Annotated in this window: 16 protein-coding genes; 6 read left to right on the forward strand and 10 right to left on the reverse strand. The window is 68.6% G+C overall.

Annotation, left to right across the window (positions count from 1 at the left end; genetic code table 11):
* The 4 genes from mutL to ACYJP6_RS08440 are packed head-to-tail and all read right to left on the reverse strand — an operon-like array spanning position 1 to position 5297.
* Positions 1-1899, reverse strand: a complete 1899-nt coding sequence (mutL, locus tag ACYJP6_RS08425) for a DNA mismatch repair endonuclease MutL (protein WP_459474601.1) — start codon at positions 1897-1899, stop codon at positions 1-3.
* Positions 1892-3322: an N-acetylmuramoyl-L-alanine amidase gene (locus ACYJP6_RS08430; RefSeq protein WP_459474602.1), complete on the reverse strand. Its 1431-nt coding sequence runs from the start codon at positions 3320-3322 to the stop codon at positions 1892-1894. Before ACYJP6_RS08430 ends, mutL begins: the two co-directional genes overlap by 8 nt.
* Positions 3323-3360: 38 nt before the next feature.
* Complete coding sequence (gene tsaE / locus ACYJP6_RS08435) at positions 3361-3822, reverse strand: tRNA (adenosine(37)-N6)-threonylcarbamoyltransferase complex ATPase subunit type 1 TsaE (RefSeq protein WP_459474603.1); 462 nt, start codon at positions 3820-3822, stop codon at positions 3361-3363.
* Positions 3810-5297, reverse strand: coding sequence for an NAD(P)H-hydrate dehydratase (locus ACYJP6_RS08440; protein ID WP_459474604.1), 1488 nt, complete (start codon positions 5295-5297; stop codon positions 3810-3812). Before ACYJP6_RS08440 ends, tsaE begins: the two co-directional genes overlap by 13 nt.
* Before the next feature lie 61 nt (positions 5298-5358).
* On the opposite strand from ACYJP6_RS08440, the gene queG reads away from it, so the two are divergent.
* The gene (queG, locus tag ACYJP6_RS08445) at positions 5359-6423 is read left to right on the forward strand and encodes a tRNA epoxyqueuosine(34) reductase QueG (protein WP_459474605.1); all 1065 of its coding nucleotides are present in this window, start codon (positions 5359-5361) and stop codon (positions 6421-6423) included.
* Here queG and ACYJP6_RS08450 read toward each other — a convergent pair.
* Genes ACYJP6_RS08450 through ACYJP6_RS08460 form a run of 3 tightly spaced genes read right to left on the reverse strand, consistent with a single transcriptional unit; the run spans position 6420 to position 8417 of the window.
* Positions 6420-7034, reverse strand: coding sequence for a trimeric intracellular cation channel family protein (locus ACYJP6_RS08450; RefSeq protein WP_145011955.1), 615 nt, complete (start codon positions 7032-7034; stop codon positions 6420-6422). The genes queG and ACYJP6_RS08450 overlap by 4 nt on opposite strands.
* Before the next feature lie 13 nt (positions 7035-7047).
* Positions 7048-7596 carry an oligoribonuclease gene (gene orn, locus ACYJP6_RS08455; RefSeq protein ID WP_459474606.1) on the reverse strand — a complete coding sequence of 183 codons (549 nt, stop codon included), beginning with the start codon at positions 7594-7596 and terminating at the stop codon, positions 7048-7050.
* 50 nt (positions 7597-7646) lie between these two features.
* Positions 7647-8417, reverse strand: coding sequence for a class I SAM-dependent methyltransferase (locus ACYJP6_RS08460; protein WP_459474607.1), 771 nt, complete (start codon positions 8415-8417; stop codon positions 7647-7649).
* Between the two features lie 94 nt (positions 8418-8511).
* Here ACYJP6_RS08460 and rsgA point away from each other — a divergent pair, with 94 nt between their 5' ends.
* Positions 8512-9534 (forward strand): small ribosomal subunit biogenesis GTPase RsgA, encoded by a 1023-nt coding sequence (gene rsgA, locus ACYJP6_RS08465; protein WP_459474608.1) that lies wholly within the window; start codon positions 8512-8514, stop codon positions 9532-9534.
* A gap of 224 nt (positions 9535-9758) precedes the next feature.
* On the opposite strand, the gene ACYJP6_RS08470 is transcribed toward rsgA, so the two are convergent.
* From ACYJP6_RS08470 to motA, 3 genes are all read right to left on the reverse strand, one after another.
* Complete coding sequence (locus ACYJP6_RS08470) at positions 9759-10358, reverse strand: nitroreductase family protein (RefSeq protein ID WP_459474609.1); 600 nt, start codon at positions 10356-10358, stop codon at positions 9759-9761.
* Positions 10359-10521: 163 nt separating this feature from the next.
* Positions 10522-11712, reverse strand: a complete 1191-nt coding sequence (locus tag ACYJP6_RS08475; protein WP_459474610.1) for a flagellar motor protein MotB — start codon at positions 11710-11712, stop codon at positions 10522-10524.
* Positions 11712-12563 carry a flagellar motor stator protein MotA gene (motA, locus tag ACYJP6_RS08480; RefSeq protein WP_145011973.1) on the reverse strand — a complete coding sequence of 284 codons (852 nt, stop codon included), beginning with the start codon at positions 12561-12563 and terminating at the stop codon, positions 11712-11714. The genes ACYJP6_RS08475 and motA overlap by 1 nt, the downstream gene beginning before the upstream one ends.
* Before the next feature lie 117 nt (positions 12564-12680).
* On the opposite strand from motA, the gene ACYJP6_RS08485 reads away from it, so the two are divergent.
* The 4 genes from ACYJP6_RS08485 to ACYJP6_RS08500 all read left to right on the forward strand — a co-directional run bounded on the left by ACYJP6_RS08485 (position 12681) and on the right by ACYJP6_RS08500 (position 17820).
* Positions 12681-14198, forward strand: coding sequence for an HDOD domain-containing protein (locus ACYJP6_RS08485; RefSeq protein WP_459474611.1), 1518 nt, complete (start codon positions 12681-12683; stop codon positions 14196-14198).
* A gap of 59 nt (positions 14199-14257) precedes the next feature.
* Positions 14258-15067 (forward strand): rhodanese-like domain-containing protein, encoded by an 810-nt coding sequence (locus ACYJP6_RS08490; RefSeq protein WP_459474612.1) that lies wholly within the window; start codon positions 14258-14260, stop codon positions 15065-15067.
* 16 nt (positions 15068-15083) lie between these two features.
* Positions 15084-15992, forward strand: coding sequence for an archaetidylserine decarboxylase (asd, locus tag ACYJP6_RS08495; RefSeq protein WP_459474613.1), 909 nt, complete (start codon positions 15084-15086; stop codon positions 15990-15992).
* A 67-nt stretch (positions 15993-16059) separates the two neighbouring features.
* A complete protein-coding gene (locus ACYJP6_RS08500; RefSeq protein WP_459474614.1) occupies positions 16060-17820 on the forward strand; it encodes a molecular chaperone in 1761 nt (586 codons plus the stop codon).
* The last annotated feature ends 8 nt before the right edge of the window (positions 17821-17828 follow it).

Below are 17828 nucleotides of genomic sequence, written 5' to 3' on the forward strand. Positions count from 1 at the left end.
TCAGCGACCGCGCAGGAAGAGTTTGTCCAGGTCGTCCAGGCTGAGCTGGGCCCAGGTCGGACGACCATGGTTGCACTGGCCGCTGCGCTCGGTGGTTTCCATGTCGCGCAGCAGGGCATTCATCTCCGGCAGCGTCAGCCGCCGGTTGGCGCGGACCGAGCCGTGGCAGGCCATGGTACCGAGCAATTCGTTGAGGTGCGCCTGGATACGGTCGCTGGTGCCGTACTCCAGCAGATCGGCCAGCACGTCCTGCACCAGCCGCGCGGCCTGGGCCTGCTTGAGCAGCGCCGGGATCTGGCGGATCGCCAGGGTCTCGGGGCCGAGCCGCTGCAGCTCGAAGCCGAGGCGCTCGAACCACTGGCCGTGTTCTTCGGCGCAATCGGCCTCGCGCTCGCTGACGGCCAGGGATTCGGGCACCAGGAGCGGCTGGCCGCGCAGGCCTTCGCTGGCCATGGCCACCTTGAGACGCTCGTAGGTGATGCGCTCGTGGGCGGCGTGCATGTCCACCAGGATCAGCCCCTGGGCGTTCTCGGCGAGGATGTAGATGCCCTTGAGCTGGGCCAGGGCATAGCCCAGCGGCGGCACGTCGCCCTGCTCCGCCGGCAGCGGAGCGCTGGCAGCACCCTCCGGCAGCGGGGCGAAGAACGCCTGGTAGGCGCTCTGCACCTCGGCCACGGGGGCTCCGGAATAGGGCTGTGGCGTGGGACTGTAGCGTGGGGCGCCACCTGAGCCGCCACCACTGGCGTAGGGCTGCGCAGGCGGCGCAGGGCTGTCGTGCAGCACGGCAGCGGCCAGGCGCATCTCGCCCTGGGGGCCGAATTCACCGGCGGCGGGGCCGCTCAGCGGCGCCGGGGTGGCCGGCGCCACCACGGCGAGCTGGTCGTCGGGGCGGATGTCGCCCAGCGCCCGGTGCAGGGTGCCGTAGAGAAAGTCGTGTACCTGGCGGCTGTCGCGGAAGCGAACCTCGTGCTTGGTGGGGTGGACGTTGACGTCCACCGTCGCCGGATCCACTTCGAGGAACAGCACGAAGGCCGGATGGCGACCGTTGTAGAGGACGTCGCGATAGGCCTGGCGCACGGCATGGGCCACCAGCTTGTCGCGCACCATGCGGCCGTTGACATAGAAGTACTGCAGGTCGGCCTGGCCGCGCGAGAAGGTCGGCAGGCCCACCCAGCCCCAGAGGCGCAGGCCGCCGCGCTCGATGCCCAGCGGCAGCGCCTGCTCGAGGAAGGCCGGACCGCAGACCGCGCAAACCCGGCGCCCCTGGCTCTGCGGATCGCCGGCCGGGTGCAGGGCGAGCACGCTCTTGCCGTTGTGGCGCAGGTGGAAGCCCACGTCGAAGCGGGCCAGCGCGAGGCGCCGCACCACTTCCTGCAGGTGATCGAATTCGGTCTTTTCGGCGCGCAGGAACTTGCGCCGCGCCGGGGTATTGAAGAAGAGGTCGCGCACCTCCACCGAGGTGCCCTGGGGATGAGCGGCGGGCTGCACCCGCGGCTGCATCTCGCGGCCCTCGGTCTCCACCTGCCAGGCCTGGTCTTCACCGAGGTGACGGGAGGTCAGGGTGAGGCGCGACACCGAACTGACCGAGGCCAGGGCTTCGCCGCGAAACCCCAGGCTGGCGACGCTTTCCAGCTCGTCCAGGTGGTAGATCTTGCTGGTGGCATGGCGTGCCAGGGCCAGGTGCAGGTCGTCCGCCGGAATGCCGTGGCCGTCGTCGCGCACCCGCAGCAGCTTGATGCCGCCCTGCTCCACCTCGACGTCGATGCGCCGGGCACCGGCATCCAGGCTGTTCTCCAGCAGTTCCTTGGCCACCGAGGCGGGGCGTTCGACCACCTCGCCGGCGGCGATCTGGTTGGACAGCCGCGGACTGAGCAGCTGGATGCGCCGGGGTTCAGTCATTGCTGGCCGCCAGTTCGTGGGTGGGGATGGTCAGCACCTGACCGGAGCGGATGCGATTGCCGCGCAGCCCATTGGCGGCGCGCAGGGTGGACAGGTCGACGTCGTAGCGCCGGGCGATCAGGCTCAGGCTTTCGCCGGGCTGCACCCGGTGCTGGTCGATGCCCCGTACCACTCCGACCTTGTCGCCGCGCTGCTCGCGCTGCCAGGCCAGGTAGGTACCCGGCGGCGGACGATGCTGGAAATACTGCACGATGCCCGACTGGATCTGCCGGGCGAGCAAGCCCTGGTGCGCGGGGCTGGCAAGCTTGGCCGATTCGTTGGCATTGGTGATGAAGCCGGTCTCCACCAGGATCGAGGGGATGTCCGGCGACTTCAGCACCATGAAGCCGGCCTGCTCCACCCGCGAATGGAGCAGCTTGGTGGCGCGCCCGACCTGGCTGAGGATGGTCTGGCCGACTTCCAGGCTGGACGCCACGGTGGCGGTCATGGACAGGTCCATGAGCACCCCGGCGAGCATCGGGTCCTTGTTGTCCAGGGCCTCGGAGACGCCGCCGACCTGGTCGGAGCGGTTTTCCGAATCGGCCAGCCAGCGCGCGGCCTCGGAGGTGGCGCCGCGCTGGGACAGGGCGAAGACGGTGACGCCCTCGGCGCTGGCGCTGGGCGCCGAATCGGCGTGGATGGAGATGAACAGGTCGGCGCCCTTCTTGCGGGCGATGACCTGCCGCTGGCGCAGCGGGATGAAGTAGTCGCTGGTGCGGGTCAGCTCGGCGCGAAAGCCCTTCTGCCGGTTGAGATTGGCCTGCAGCTGCCGGGCGATGGCCAGCACCACGTTCTTCTCGTACAGCCGGCCGCGGCCGATGGCGCCGGGGTCTTCCCCGCCGTGGCCCGGGTCGATCACCACCACCACGTCGCGCTTGCCGCTGGGGCCGGCCGGCAGACGGGTCGCCGGCTGGGCCGGGGTCACCGGGGTCGCCGGCAGGTTGGGCGTGACGGTGGCCGGGATATCGCTGGTGGCTGGGTCGGTGCCCTGGTCGTAGAGATCGACCACCAGGCGGTTGCCGTACTCCTTGTTGGGCGCCAGGGTGAAGCTCTTGGGCGTCAGGGCGCCCTTGGTGTCCAGCACCAGGCGCACCTCGCCCGGCGAGCGCTGGGCCGCCCGCAGGCCGGTGATGGGGGTGTTGCGCAGCGGCTTTTCGTTCAGCCCGCCGTCGAGCTGCGCGCCGGACAGGTCGATGACAATGCGGTCCGGGGCGCTGAGGGTGAAGACGCTGGCCTTGACCGGGCCGGTGAGATCGAACACCAGCCGGGTATTGTCGGGTGCACGCCAAACGCGCATGCCCTTGATCTGGGTGGCGGCCAGCAGCTGACTGCTGAGGATCAACAACAACAGGCCGAGTCCCGACCTGAGAAAACGCTTGCGCATGCCTGCGACCGTATAGCTGGAGAACGGGGATCGGCGTCCTAGGACGCGAGGGCGGCGCACCAGGCCTCGCCATGAGCCCCCTGGCTGACCAGGCGGAGATCACGGCCGTCGGCGCGTGGCGTAATGGTAATGTCCAGGTCCGGCTTTGGCAAAAAGCCCTGGCCGCGTTCGGGCCATTCCACCAGGCACAAGGCCTCGGGTGTGAAGTAGTCGCGAATCCCCATGAATTCCAGCTCTTCCGGATCGGCCAGGCGATAGAGGTCGAAGTGGTAGACCGCGCCGCTGGCCAGTTCATAGGGCTCGACCAGGGTGAAGGTGGGGCTCTTGACCGCCCCGGCATGGCCGAGGCCGCGCAGGATGCCGCGCGACAGGGTGGTCTTGCCGGCGCCCAGGTCGCCGTGCATATAGAGCACGCCGCGACCGCCACTGGCCTGGGCCAGGCGGGCGCCCAGGGCATACATGGCGTCTTCGTCGGCGGCGTGCAGGGTCAGTTCAGGCATGGCTGGAGTTCCTCGAGCAACTGGCGGGCGACCGGGGGCAGATCGCTGGCGGCCAGGCCGCGGCCCTGGCGACCCAGCTCGGCACCGGCGCGACCGTGCAGCCAGGCGCCCAGGCAGGCGGCCTCGAAGGGTGGCAGCCCCTGCCCCAGCAGGGCCGCGATGATACCGGTGAGGATGTCTCCCAGGCCACCGGTGGCCATCGCCGGATGGCCCTCGCCGCACAGCGCCATGCGCCCGTCAGGATGGGCGATCAGGGTACCGAAGCCCTTGAGCAGGGCCACGCCGCCGTAACGCCGGGCCAGTTCGCGGGCGCTGCCGGGGCGATCGGCCTCGATGTCCTTGATCGAGACCTCCAACAGCCGCGCCGCCTCGCCCGGGTGCGGCGTCATCACCCAGGGCCCGCGCGGCGCCTCGACCACCCCCGCGGCCAGCAGATTGAGCGCATCGGCGTCCCACACCTGGGCCACGTCCAGCGTCGCGGCCGCACTGGCCAGCGCCTTGCCCCAGGCGCCCTGCCCCAGCCCCGGTCCGACCGCGAGCACATCGGCCTTCTTGGCCAGTTCCAGCACGGCGAAGCTGGAATGCACCCCGGCGACCATGACCTCCGGCCGCCGAGACAGTACCGCACTGACGTTGGACGGCCGGGTCGCCAGGCTGAGCATGCCGGCGCCGCAGCGCAGCGCTGCCTCGCTGGTCATGATGGCCGCGCCACCAGTGCCCTCGTCGCCGCCGATCACCAGCAGATGACCGTATTGTCCCTTGTGCGCATTCAGCGGGCGCGCCGCCAGCCGCGGCAGGTTGCCGGGCGCCAGGCGCTGCGCGGTGGCGTGGGCGGGATTCTGCGGCTCCTCCATCAGCGGCTCGAACACCAGGCTGCCGACATGATCCGGCCCCTTGCCGGTGAACAGACCGAGCTTGAGCCCGATGAAGGTGATGGTCAGGTCGGCGCGCACCAGGGCACCCGCTGCCGCCCCGGTGTCGGCGTCGAGCCCGGACGGGATATCGATGGCCACCACCGGCAGCTCGCTGGCGTTGATCCGTTCGATGGCCGTGGCATAGGGCTCGCGCGCCGCGCCCTTGAGCCCGGTGCCGAGCAGGGCATCGACCACCAGGCCTTGCAGCGGGGCATCCGCGCGCCAGGGCTGGACGTCCACCCCGGCGGCCAGGGTTTCGGCATGGGCCAGGGCGGCATCACCCTTAAGACCGGCCGGATCGGCCAGGTGCCAGACCTGCGCCTGCCAGCCGGCCTTGCGGGCCAGAGCGGCGACCAGATAGCCATCGCCGGCGTTGTTGCCACCGCCGGCCAGCACGCAGAGAGCGCCGGCATGGGGCCAGCCGTGGCGCAGCGAACGCCAGGCCGCGGCGGCCGCGCGTCTCATCAGCTCGAGCCCGGGCAGGCCGCCGGCGATCAGTTGGGCGTCGAGATCCCGTACCTGCTGGGCGCTGTAGAGCTGGAACGGCAGTTCGTCGTGCATGCTGGGAAAGCCTCCGGAGTCTGGCAAAATAGGCGGCCCTCCTGCCTGTGCGTTCCCGTCGATGTCCGCTGTCGCCCTCGATCTCGCCGCCCTGGCCGACCTCATCAAGACCTGGGGTCGGGAATTGGGCTTTCAGCAGACCGGCATCGCCGGCCTGGATCTGGCACGTCACGAGGAACATCTGGAGCGCTGGCTGGCCGCCGGTTTCCACGGCGAGATGGACTATATGGCCGCGCACGGCAGCAAACGTTCGCGACCGGCCGAACTGGTGCCCGGCACCCTCAGGGTGATTTCCCTGCGCATGGACTACCTGCCCGGCGATACCCGCATGAGCGAGCGCCTGGCCGATGGTAGCGCCGCCTATGTCTCGCGCTACGCCCTGGGCCGCGACTACCACAAGCTGATCCGCAAGCGCCTGCAGCACCTGGCCGAGCGCATCCAGGGCGAGATCGGCCCCTTCGGCTATCGCGCCTTCGTCGACAGCGCCCCGGTACTGGAAAAAGCCATCGCCGAACAGGCCGGCCTGGGCTGGATCGGCAAGAACACCCTGGTGCTCAATCGCAAGGCCGGCAGCTGGTTCTTTCTCGGTGAACTCTTCGTCGACGTGCCTCTGCCAGTGGACGAGCCCACCCCGCGTGACCACTGCGGCACCTGCCGTGCCTGCCTGGACATCTGCCCGACCCAGGCCTTCGTCGGCCCCTACCAGCTCGACGCCCGCCGCTGCATCTCCTACCTGACCATCGAGTTCAAAGGCTCCATTCCGCTGGAGCTGCGCCCACTGATCGGCAACCGGGTGTTCGGCTGCGACGACTGCCAACTGGTCTGCCCCTGGAATCGCTTCGCCAAGCCCAGTGCCGAAGGGGATTTCCAGCCGCGCCATCGTCTGGACAGCGCCAGCCTGGCCGAACTCTTCCGCTGGACCGAAGCCGAATTCCTCAGCCGTACCGAGGGTTCGCCGCTGCGCCGCGCCGGCTACGAGCGCTGGCTGCGCAACCTGGCGGTTGGCCTGGGCAATGCGCCGACCAGCATCCCCGTGGTGGAGGCGCTACGGCTGCAGCGCGAGCACCCGTCGCCGCTGGTGCGCGAGCACGTCGACTGGGCACTGGAGCGCCATGGCGAGCGCTAGTGGGGCTCGTCGTCGTACCTGAAGGTCGGCATCTGCCAGTTGAACCTCAGCGCCAGCAGGCGTAGCAGTAGCCCGGCACTGAGGGTGATGAGCAGCGCCTGCTCCTCGCTCAGCCACTGGCGGCAGAGCAGGTAGCAGCCGGCGGACAGCACCGCCACGCTGGCGTAGAGTTCGCGCCTGAGGATCAGCGGCACGTCGTTGCAGAGGATGTCGCGCAGGATGCCGCCGCAGGTGCCGGTGAGGGTACCGCTGACGATGACGATGACCGGACTCAGGCCCATCTCCAGGGCCACCTGGCAGCCGATCACGGTGAAGGCCACCAGGCCCAGGGCATCGAGCACCAGGAACAGCTGGCGCAGATGCCGCATGACCCGGGCGATGGCCACCGTGGCCAGGCCCGCGCCCACGGTGAGCGCCAGGTACTCGGGATGCCTGACCCAACCGAGCGGGTAGTGCCCGAGCAGGACGTCGCGCACCGAGCCGCCGCCCAGGGCGGTGACGCTGGCGATCAGCGCCACACCGAACAGGTCCATGCCGCGCCGCCCGGCGGACAGCGCGCCGGTCATGGCCTCGGCGGTGATGGCCACCAGGTAGAGGATGGACAGCAGCACGGCTGCGGGGCCGTCAGACCTTGATGAAGTGCTCGCGGTAGTGGCGCAGCTCGGCGATGGAATCGCGGATGTCGTCCAGCGCCAGGTGGCTGCCGCTCTTCTTCACGCCGTCACGCACATGGGGCGCCCAGCGCGCGGCCAGTTCCTTGAGGGTGGAGACGTCCAAGTTGCGGTAGTGGAAGTAGGCCTCCAGCTCCGGCATGCGTCGGTAGAGGAAGCGACGATCCTGGCAGATACTGTTGCCACAGATCGGCGACTTGCCCTTGGGCACCCACTGCCGCAGGAATTCCAGGGTCAGGGCCTCGGCCTGGGCGGTGTCGATGGTGCTCTCGCGCACCCGCTGGGTCAGGCCGGAGCCGCCGTGCTGACGGGTGTTCCACTCGTCCATGCCGGCCAGGATCTCGTCCGACTGGTGGATGGCCAGCACCGGGCCCTCGGCCAGGACATTCAGATCGCTGTCGGTGACGATGGTGGCCATCTCGATGATCACGTCCCGATCCGGATCCAGGCCGGTCATTTCCAGGTCGATCCAGATCAGGTGCTGCGGATTGGGGGTGGGCATGGTGAACTCCTTGATGATGGCACCAGTGTAGCAGCGCGCCTGCCGCGTACCTACCGACGCCAGAGCAGCAGCCGGCTGCCGCGCAGGTCACCCACGTCAAGGATCGCATCCGCCGGCTCGCCGGGGATCTCGAAGGTATTGCTGATCAGCCAGCTGCCGGGACGCAGTTCCTGCCGCGCCTTCTCGCCCAGGCGCGGCATGGGTGCCGGCGAGAGAAAGCAGTAGACGACCTCGAACTCGCCCAGCTCCACCCGCCAGAGGTCGCGGTAGCGTACCTGGCAGTTGCGCCTGGGCAGGCAGCGCAGCCAGGCCAGGGCGAAGCTCAGCGGCGCCGTCTCCACGCCGACGAAACTGGCCTGTGGAAAGCGCCGGGACAGGTCGACCAGGGTATCGCCCAGGCCACAACCGAGGTCGACGAACCTGAAGGTCGGCTCCCGCTCGGCGAGCAGCCCGGCCAGCCGATCGCGGGTCTGGCGGCCGGTGAGATAGAGCGGTACCCGCTCGCGCAGGCTGTTCCAGTTCAACAGGAGCAGCAGCAGGAAGCCCAGCGCGGCGATGCCCGGCGAGAGGCCGCGCCCGCTGACCAGGTAGAGCGCCGGGGCGAACAGCAGATTGATGAACACCCACCAGCGCGCCAGCCCGAGCACTTCGCCCAGCAGGGCCGCCAGCACCGCCTGCAGGCAGACCAGCGCCAGCAGCGAGGGGCGCTGGCCGGCGAAGCTGGCCCACAGCCGCAGGCCGACGACGGCGACCACCAGGGCGGCCAACTGCACCAGGACGGCCAGCAGCAGGGGATAGCGCGAGGCGAGATGGGCCAGCATGGGGGCTCCAGGGCGACGAGGTGCGCCAAGTTTAGGTAATCCGTCGCGGGCGGCCAATGCTAGACTCCTCGCCCCTGAAACCCGCGGACATCCCATGGCCAAACGCCACCTGACCCGTCGCCAGAGCTGGCGGATCGAGAAAATCCAGACCGAGCGCGCCGCCCGTGCGGAAAAGCGCGAGTCGAAGCTGATCGAGGAACTCGAGGGCGGCGATCTGGGACCCGAGCAACAGGGCCAGGTGATCGCCCACTTCGGCGTCCAGGTCGAGGTGGAGGATGGCGACGGCCAGCTGCAGCGCTGCCACCTGCGTGCCAACCTGCCGACCCTGGTCACCGGAGACCGGGTGGTGTTCCGTGCCGGCGTCCAGGGCAATGGCGTTATTGTCGCCCAGTTGCCGCGCCGCTCGGAGATCTGCCGGCCGGACATGCGCGGCCAGCTCAAGCCGGTGGCGGCCAACGTCGACCGCCTGGTGATCGTGTTCGCCCCGCTGCCCACGCCCCACGCCAACCTCATCGACCGCTACCTGGTGGCGGCCGAGCACGCCGGCATCCAGCCGCTGCTGCTGCTCAACAAGGCCGACCTGATCGACGAGCACAACGGCCCGGCGCTGGACGAATTGCTGGGCATCTACCGCGAGCTGGACTATCCGCTGCTGGAGGTCTCGGCCCACAACGGGCTGAGCATGGACCAGCTCAAGAGTGCCCTGGACGAGCACGTCAGTGTTTTCGTGGGGCAATCAGGGGTGGGCAAGTCGTCGCTGGTCAACGCCCTGCTCCCGGGCGTCGATACGCGCGTCGGTCCGCTGTCCGAGCTGACCAACAAGGGCACTCACACCACCACCACCGCCCGTCTCTTCCATTTCCCCGACGGCGGCGATCTGATCGACTCGCCCGGCATCCGCGAATTCGGCCTGAGCCATGTGAGTCGCGACGACGTCGAGGCGGGTTTCAAGGAATTCGGCGAATTCATCGGCCACTGCCGCTTCCGCGACTGCCAGCATGAACGCGAGCCCGGCTGCGCCCTGCTCGCCGCCCTGGAACGCGGCGACATCCATCCGCAGCGGATGGCCAGCTATAGGCACATCCTGGCCAGCCTGGAAGGCGAGTCGCGCTACTAGAGCCTGTTAAAAGGCTGCTGTGCGTCGGCCAAACGGCGTTGAAAAGACCCTGGATCGCCAGCCCGGCCGGAATGCTCATTTACCCTCTGTAAACCCGAGCGCGGGTCCGACCCGCTTCCTCAGGTCTTTTCGCGGGGCCGCCCAGGCCTTGGTTGGCTCTAGCTCGCGAGCCTTTTAATAGGCTCTCTAGAGAAAACGCCGGGCGAGCCCGGCGTTTTCCATTATCAGCCAAAGACGCGGAAGCGCTCGGCGTCGTCCATGAAGGACTTCTCGGGGAAGTCACCCTCGTTGGAGCCGAAGGGCATCTGGGCGCGCAGGTGCCAGGTCTCCGGCAGTTTCCATTCGGCGGCGGCCAGGGCGTCGGGCAGCGGATTGTAGTGCTGCAGGCTGGCGCCGATGCCGGCGTTGGCCAGGGCGGTCCATACCGAGAACTGGGCGATGCCGCTGGCCTGCTCCGACCAGATGGGGAAGTTGTCGGCGTAGGCCGGATACTGGTCCTGCAGCGCGGAGACCACGTGGCGGTCCTCGTAGAACAGCACGGTGCCGGCGCCGGCGGCGAAGCTGTTGATCTTGCCTTCGGTGGGGGCGAAGGATTCGGCCGGCACGATCTGCCGCAGCGCCTGCATGACGAAGCCCCAGAACTTTTCGCTCTCGGCGCCGAACAGGATCACCGCGCGCGAGCTCTGGGAATTGAAGGCGGAGGGCGACAGCTTGACCGCGTCCTGGATCAGCGTGGTGACCTGGTCCTGGGCCAGCGGCAGGTTCTTGCCCAGCGCATACTGGCTGCGACGGCGCTTGATGGTGTCGATAAAGGCGTTGCTCATCGGAAGGCTCCTGCAGAGGGTTCGGAGATCGAGAGACCGCGCGCCAGGGCGCAAGGTGCCCGATCGATCATGAAACCCCTGCAGCATAGCCAGCCGCGCTCGCGTCAACGGACGAAAAAACCGAACGCTGACAGCGAATTTTCCTATCGATCGAGGCCGCCGCTCAGGGCTTGCCCTGGATGACGCCGGCGTCGAAGGCGTTGATCTGCTGCTTGAAGGCCGCATCGTTGATGGGTTGCGCCAGGTTGCCGGTGGCGGAGACGCCACCGCTGGACACCCCGCCGCGACTGGCCCCCGGCGCATCCTTGGCCGCCGGCTTGGGTGCCTGGTTGCTTCCGGCCCGCCCTTCGATGGCCTGTTGCGCCTTCTTGGTCAGCACGATGATGTCGATGCGCCGGTTGATCGGATTGAGCGGATGGTCGCGATCGAAGGGCGCCGACGAGGCATAGCCGACGATCCGTGCCACCTGGTCTTCCGGATAACCCCCGGCGACCAGCGCCCGGCGCGCCGCGTTGGCCCGGCCGGCGGACAGCTCCCAGTTGCTGAAGTCGCCTTTGCCGTTGTACCGCGCCGCATCGGTGTGGCCGCTGATGCTGATCTTGTTCGGCACCTGGCGGATGGTGTCGGCCATGGCCAGCAGGATGTCCTCGAAATAGGACTTCAGCCGCGGACTGCCGGAATCGAACATCGGCCGGTTGTCGGCATCGACGATCTGGATGCGCAGGCCGTCCTGGGTGATCTCCAGCAGGATCTGGTCCTTGAACTTCTGCAGCTCCGGATTCTGCTCGATCTTGTTCTGCAGTTCCTGCAGCAGCAGTTGCAACCGCTCCTTGTCCACCTGCTCGGCGATCTTTTCCGCCTGGCTGGCGTCCATCTTCTGCGCCTGGCTGGCATCGGTCTTCGACGCCGCCTGGCTCTGGTCCTTCTGCTGCTGCGCGGTATCGTTGGGCTGGCGCTTCTCGGAAGGATCCAGCGCCTGGGTCGGATCGGGCGCCACGCGGTTGGATTCGTTGGGGTCGGCGCGCTCCTGCATGTCCGGATTGACCTTGTTCTGGGTCGAGTCCGGCTGCGCCTGGATCTCCGGATTCAGGGTGCGGTCGGGCGCCGGCGTCGGGGTGCCGCCCAGGTCGATGACATAGGGACTGGCGCTTTCGGTGAAGCCGATCGGATCCTGGAAATAGCCGGCGATGGCCTTCTTCTGCTCCGGGGTGGCCGAGGACATCAGCCAGAGCACCAGGAAGAACGCCATCATGGCGGTCGCGAAGTCGGCGAAGGCGATCTTCCAGGCGCCGCCGTGGTGGCCGGCGGCGCTCTTCTTGACGCGCTTGACGATGATCGGCTGGTTGTTGTCCATCAGCTGCCCCGCATCGCCTGCTCGAGTTCACTGAAGGACGGCCGGTGCGCGGGGAACAGCACCTTGCGGCCGAATTCCACGGCGACGGTGGGCGGCATGCCGCTGGCGGCGGCCACCAGGCAGGCCTTGATGGCCTCCAGCACATTGAGCTCTTCCTTGGCGTCGTGCTCCAGGCAGGTCGCCAGCGGACCGAAGAAGCCATAGGCCGCGAGAATACCGAGGAAGGTCCCCACCAGGGCCGCGCCGACGTGGCCACCGATGGCCGCCTGGTCGCCCTCGCCGAGCATGCCCATGGTGATCACGATCCCCAGCACCGCGGCGACGATGCCGAAGCCGGGCAGGCCGTCGGCGACCCGCGACACGGCATGGGAGGGGTGCTCCAGCTCTTCCTTGATGCCCGCCAGCTCCATGTCGAACAGGCCCTCCAGCTCGTGGGGCGCCATGTTGCCGGAGGACATCAGCCGCAGGTAGTCGGCGATGTAGGCGGTCATCTGCTCATCCTTGAGGATGTTCGGGTACTTGCTGAAGATCGGGCTGGCCTTGGGGTCCTCCACGTCCGCCTCGATGGACATCATGCCCTCGCGCCGGCTCTTGTTGAGGATCTCGTAGAGCAGCTTGAGCACGTCCATGTAGAAGGCGTGGGTGAAGCGATTGCCGAACATCTTCAGCGACTTCTTAAACACCTGCATGAAGGTGCTGCCCGGGTTGGCCTGCAGGAAGGCCCCCAGCGCCGCGCCGCCGATGATCAGCACCTCGAGCGGCTGGATGATCGCCGCGATCTTGCCATGCGCGAGGATGTAGCCGCCGAGGACAGCCGCGAATATCACGATGATGCCGATGATTTTTGCCATGGTTGGGAATACTGTGTGCTAAGGAAAATTGAGCCGGGGATCTACCCTCACGCCCCCTTTATCGGACCCGGCGTCCCGGACTGAAGGCCTTTCATCAAATTTCAAGGCGACCGTCGTATGTCCAGCCGCCCGAACACCGTCGAAGACTGGGTCAAACACCTGGAAGGCGTGCGCCTGCCGGTGGCCACCGCCACCGCGGATCGTCTGCGCCGCGCCCTGGCCGATGGCCGCCTGGCGTTGCATGAGATCGCCGAAAGACTCTGCGAGTCACCTCCGCTGGCGCTGGCCCTGCTGCGCGAGGCCAATCGCGGCCATGCTAGCCTCGGCGACCCCGCCGCCAGCCTCGAAGCCGTGCTCGGACGGGTCGGCCTCGGCCCGGCGGAATACCTGATCGCCCGCCAGCCCAGCCTGCCAGAAGAGCGCCTGCCACGGCCACTGCGACAACTCTGCCTGGTCAGCCAGCACGCCATGACCCTCGGCCTGGGCCTGTTCGGCGTACCCCTGGCGCGCCTCTGGCCGGACATCCGCCTGGCCGCCCTGCTCTTTCTGGCACCGCTCTGGCCGCTGGTGACGCGCTATCCGGAACTCTTCGAGGAGTGGGAGCGCCGGGTCCTGGGCGAAGGCGAACCAGCGCTGCAGGTCGAGCGCGAATTGCTCGGCGTACCGGCCGTCCGCCTGTGCCAGGCACTGGCCCGCCACTGGCAACTGCCCGACTGGATCGTCGAAGGCTATCGCCTGCTGGACCAGGATCGCCGCCAGCTGGTCAAGGCGCTGCACATCGCCCACGGCGAAGATCCCCTCGAACAGCAGCAGCGACTCGACGAGGATCCCAACCTGCGGCGCTGGCTGACCCATCCTGGCAACACCATCCTGCTGGCCAACGGCCTGGCGCTGGCCAGTCACCATGCCTGGGACGGCCCCCACACCCTGCGCTGGCAACGCCTGAGCGCCCTCTACCTGCAGCTGCCGCTGGCGCGGGTGCAGGGTCGCAGTCACGAACTCGCGGTCCAGGACGCCCAGCGCCATGCCCGGCCGGGTCTTTGGCACCCTGCCGAGGGCCTGCTCTGGCCGCCGGGCGCGCGGCGCCTGCAGCCGGTGCCGCGGGTGCAGGTCGCGAGCCAGAGCCAGGCGCAACGCTGGCGCGGTCTCTGCGAGCAGCTGCTGCACACGCCCAGCGCCTTCGCCACCCTGCCCCAGCTGTTCGACTGCGCCCGCCAGGCGCTGGTGGCCTGCGGCCTGCCCCGCCTGCTGCTGCTCACCCCCGATCGCAACGGCCAGAAGGGCAATGTGCAGTTGCATCACGGGCTGGAGGAAGCCCCCGGTCTGCAGCTGGACATCGCCAGCCAGCCGCTGCTGGCCAGGCTGTTCGGCAGTCCGGGGCAGCTGCGCATCGATGCCGGCAACCGGACGCGTTTCGCGCCGCACCTGCCCGCCGACCTGCGGCGGCTGTTCGCCAACGAACGGCTCTGGTTCCGCAGCCTCGGCTTCGGCGAGCGAGTGGTCCTGCTGGTGGTGCTGGACAGCGAGCTGGAGCCGGCGGACCCGCGGCGGACCGCAGCGCTAGACAAGACCTTCACCTGTATCGAGCGCGCCATCGGCAGCTTCGCCAATCGGCCGCGGGCACGGCCGACCTGACGCTGGGCCGCCAACCTCGGTACACTTCAGCTTTGCTACGGACCGACGGGAAATCCGCGATGCCCTTTTCCGCCCTGCCCCTGGTGATTGAGCCCGCCGATCTCGCGGCGCGCCTGGACGCGCCCGAGCTGATCCTGGTGGATCTCAGCAGCGCCGCCCACTACGCCGAAGGGCATCTGCCCGGAGCGCGCCACGTCGCGCCCGCCCGCACCCAGCTGGGAACCAAGCCGGCGCCCGGCCTGCTGCCTGCCCAGGCCGACCTGGAGCTGCTGTTCGGTGAACTGGGGCATCGCCCCGAGGCCGTCTACGTGGTCTATGACGACGAAGGCGGCGGCTGGGCCGGCCGCTTCATCTGGCTGCTGGACGTCATCGGCCACGCCAACTATCACTATCTCAACGGCGGGCGCCAGGGCTGGATCGCCGCCGGCCTGCCGCTGGTGACCGACGTCCCCGCTCCCGCCGGCATCTCGGTGCCGCTGACAGTGCACGAAGAGCCCACCGCCACCCGCGCCTACCTGCAGAGCCGGCTGGGCGCCGAGGACCTGGCGATCTGGGATGCCCGCGGCGCCGACGAGTATCGTGGCGAGAAGGTGCTGACCGCCCGCGGCGGCCATATCCCCGGCGCCATCAACTTCGAGTGGACCGCCGGCATGGACCGCGCGCGCCAGCTGCGCATCCGCGACGACCTCGCCGCCGAGCTCGAGCGCCTGGGCATTACCCGCGACAAGGAAATCATCACCCACTGCCAGACCCATCACCGATCCGGCTTCACCTACCTCGCGGCCAAGGCCCTGGGCTACCCGCGTGTGAAAGCCTATGCCGGCTCCTGGGGCGAATGGGGCAATCACCCCGACACGCCCATCGAATGATCGCCAAGGACCTCCCATGAAACTGCAAGACCGACTGTTCATCCTGGCCCAGCATCTGCTGCCGCACCACCTGCTGTCGCGGGTCGTCGGCGGCTTCGCCGAGTGCCGCGCGCCCTGGTTCAAGAACCTGCTGACCCGCTGGTTCGTCCGTCACTACGACGTGGATATGCGCCAGGCCCAGGTGGAGGACCCCACCGCCTACGAAAACTTCAACGCCTTCTTCACCCGCGCCCTCAAGCCCGGCGCCCGCCCGCTGCCGGCCACGCCCGGCGTGGTGGTCAGCCCCAGCGATGGCGCCATCAGCCAGCTGGGGCGCATCGAGCATGGTCGCATCTTCCAGGCCAAGGGCCACAGCTACAGCCTGCTGGAGCTGCTCGGCGGCGACGGTCTGCGTGCCGCGCCCTTCATGGGCGGCAGCTTCGCCACCATCTACCTGTCGCCCAAGGACTACCACCGGGTGCACATGCCGCTCACCGGCACCCTCAAGGAAATGGTCTACGTGCCCGGGCGCATCTTCTCGGTCAACCAGCTCACGGCCGAGAACGTGCCGGAGCTGTTCGCCCGCAACGAGCGGGTAGTCTGCCTCTTCGACACCGCCGTGGGGCCCATGGCGGTCATCCTGGTCGGCGCCATGATCGTCGCCAGCATCGAGACGGTCTGGGCCGGTCTGGTCACGCCGCCCAAGCGCGAACTCAAGACCTTCGCCTACGACGCGGCGGCGCGGGCGCCCATCACCCTGAATACCGGTGACGAGCTGGGGCGCTTCAAGCTGGGTTCCACTGCCATCGTGCTGTTCGGACCGGAAGCGGTGAACTGGTCCGCTGAACTCGGCGCCTTGTCGACCGTCAACATGGGGCAACTGCTCGGGGTTCCGACCACGCCGGCCCCCGTGACCACCGTTTCCGAGCCAGGGCCTCTCGCCTAGATGCGCGGTTCATTGCCCATCGAAACAGGAGTGCGTGCGGCGAATGGATAGCAAAAGGCCACAGCTCATGTTACGGGTACCGACGCCCGATCAGCGCAGCCTGACGTTTTGTGACGCCACCCCGGCCGGCCTCAAGCGCTGGCTGGAGCAATTGCCACGGGCCAAGCTGGGCGAATTCGCCCGGCTGCTCTACCAAGGCCTGCTCGAAATCAACCGGCTGATCCTGACGCCCGAGGCGCGGCTGCGCCTGCTCGAGGCCCTGCGCCCGGACGTGCAGCGGGTCTGCCAGCTGCTCGAACGCCATGTGCTCAATCAGGCCATCGTGCTCGACGAGCGCTCGCGCAAGGTGGCCAATCTCTGCCAGGCGCTGCAAAACCTGCTGGCCGCGGGCTACAAGCTGATCGTGGTGGAGGAAAGCGAGCGCGGCGAACGCAGCACCCTGCTCGCCACCGCCATCCAGCGTGCCCTGCGCGCCCTGTTGGGGCCGCTGATCCGCGCGGCCCAGCTCTATACTCCGGTCCACGACAACCTCTGGCTGGAGCTGCACCAGCTCTATCGCCTGGCGGTGACCAGTGGCCTGCACAACCAGAAGATCCGCGACGAACTGCTGCCCGGCGACGGTAGCCAGACCATCACCCAGGCCTATGGCGCCGCCCTGCTGTTCGGTGCCGCCCGTTGCAACCAGCTGCGCCAGAGCCATATCGCCCAGCTGACCCTGCACCTGGACGACTGGGCCAACCTGATCCGCCTACAAGGTCCCGAGCAGAACGGCACCCTGATGGTGGTGGCGCCCCAGATCGACGCCCCGCCGCGCTATCGCTCGCTGCTGCGCGAGGCCAACCTCAGCGGCCTGCTCGGCCTGGCTCCGCAACAGCTGGTCCAGGCCATCGAGGACTACCTGGCGCTGGCCCCGGAACAGCGCGCCCGCGCGCGCCTGCCGGTCCATGGCGACCTCTCCCTGGACCTGCTGCAACACCTGGTCGGTGCCTGGGGCCAGGAAGCCGATCGCGCCTTCCAGCGCATGCCCGGCCAGGGCCAGGTCCAGGTCTGCATCGGCATGAGCGCCCTGCACTACCAGCTCGCCGGCGGTCAGGTGTTCGCCGACACCCTGCGCCTGTCGGCCGTGGCGGTTCCCGAGACCTTCGCGCCCAAGCCCAAGGAAGACGTCTGGTCGCTGGCCTTCGATGCCGAGACCCGGGCGCCGGACGCCCTGGACTGGAATGCCGAGGCGCTGGAGGAAATCCACTACGACAGCCTGCCCGGTGACAGCGAGGCGGCCAGCCCGGCCTTTCCGATCCATGCGGTGCAGGTGGTCAACCACAGTCCGGGCGGCTATTGCCTGAGCTGGAGCGGCGAGGTGCCCGAGCAGCTGCAGGCCGGCGAATTGCTCGGCGTGCGCCTGCCGGAGGATCGCAACTGGGGCCCGGCCGTGGTGCGTTGGGTTCGCCAGGTGCCCGGCAGCGGCACCCAGATGGGCGTCGAACTGCTGGCACCCACCGCGCGCCCCTGCGGCCTGCAACTGCTGCGCAAGGCCGAGCAGAACAGCCAGTATTTGCGGGCCTTGCTGTTGCCCGAGATCAAGGCCATCGACCAGGCCCCGACGCTGATCGCCCCGCGCCTGCCGTTCCAGGAAGGCAGCAAGGTGCAGATCAACCAGCAGGGAACCGAGCAGCGTGGCATGCTCGACCGGCGGCGCAGCATGACGGTCAGCTTCAGCGTCTTCGAGTATCACCTGCTGGAGCAGAGCGGCACGCCACCCAAGGGCGGCCCGGCCGGCGGCGGCGCGCGCCAGGAAGAAGACTTTGACTCGCTGTGGAAGTCTCTGTAGCTTCCAGG

The sequence above is a fragment of the Pseudomonas sp. No.117 genome (assembly GCF_054558395.1).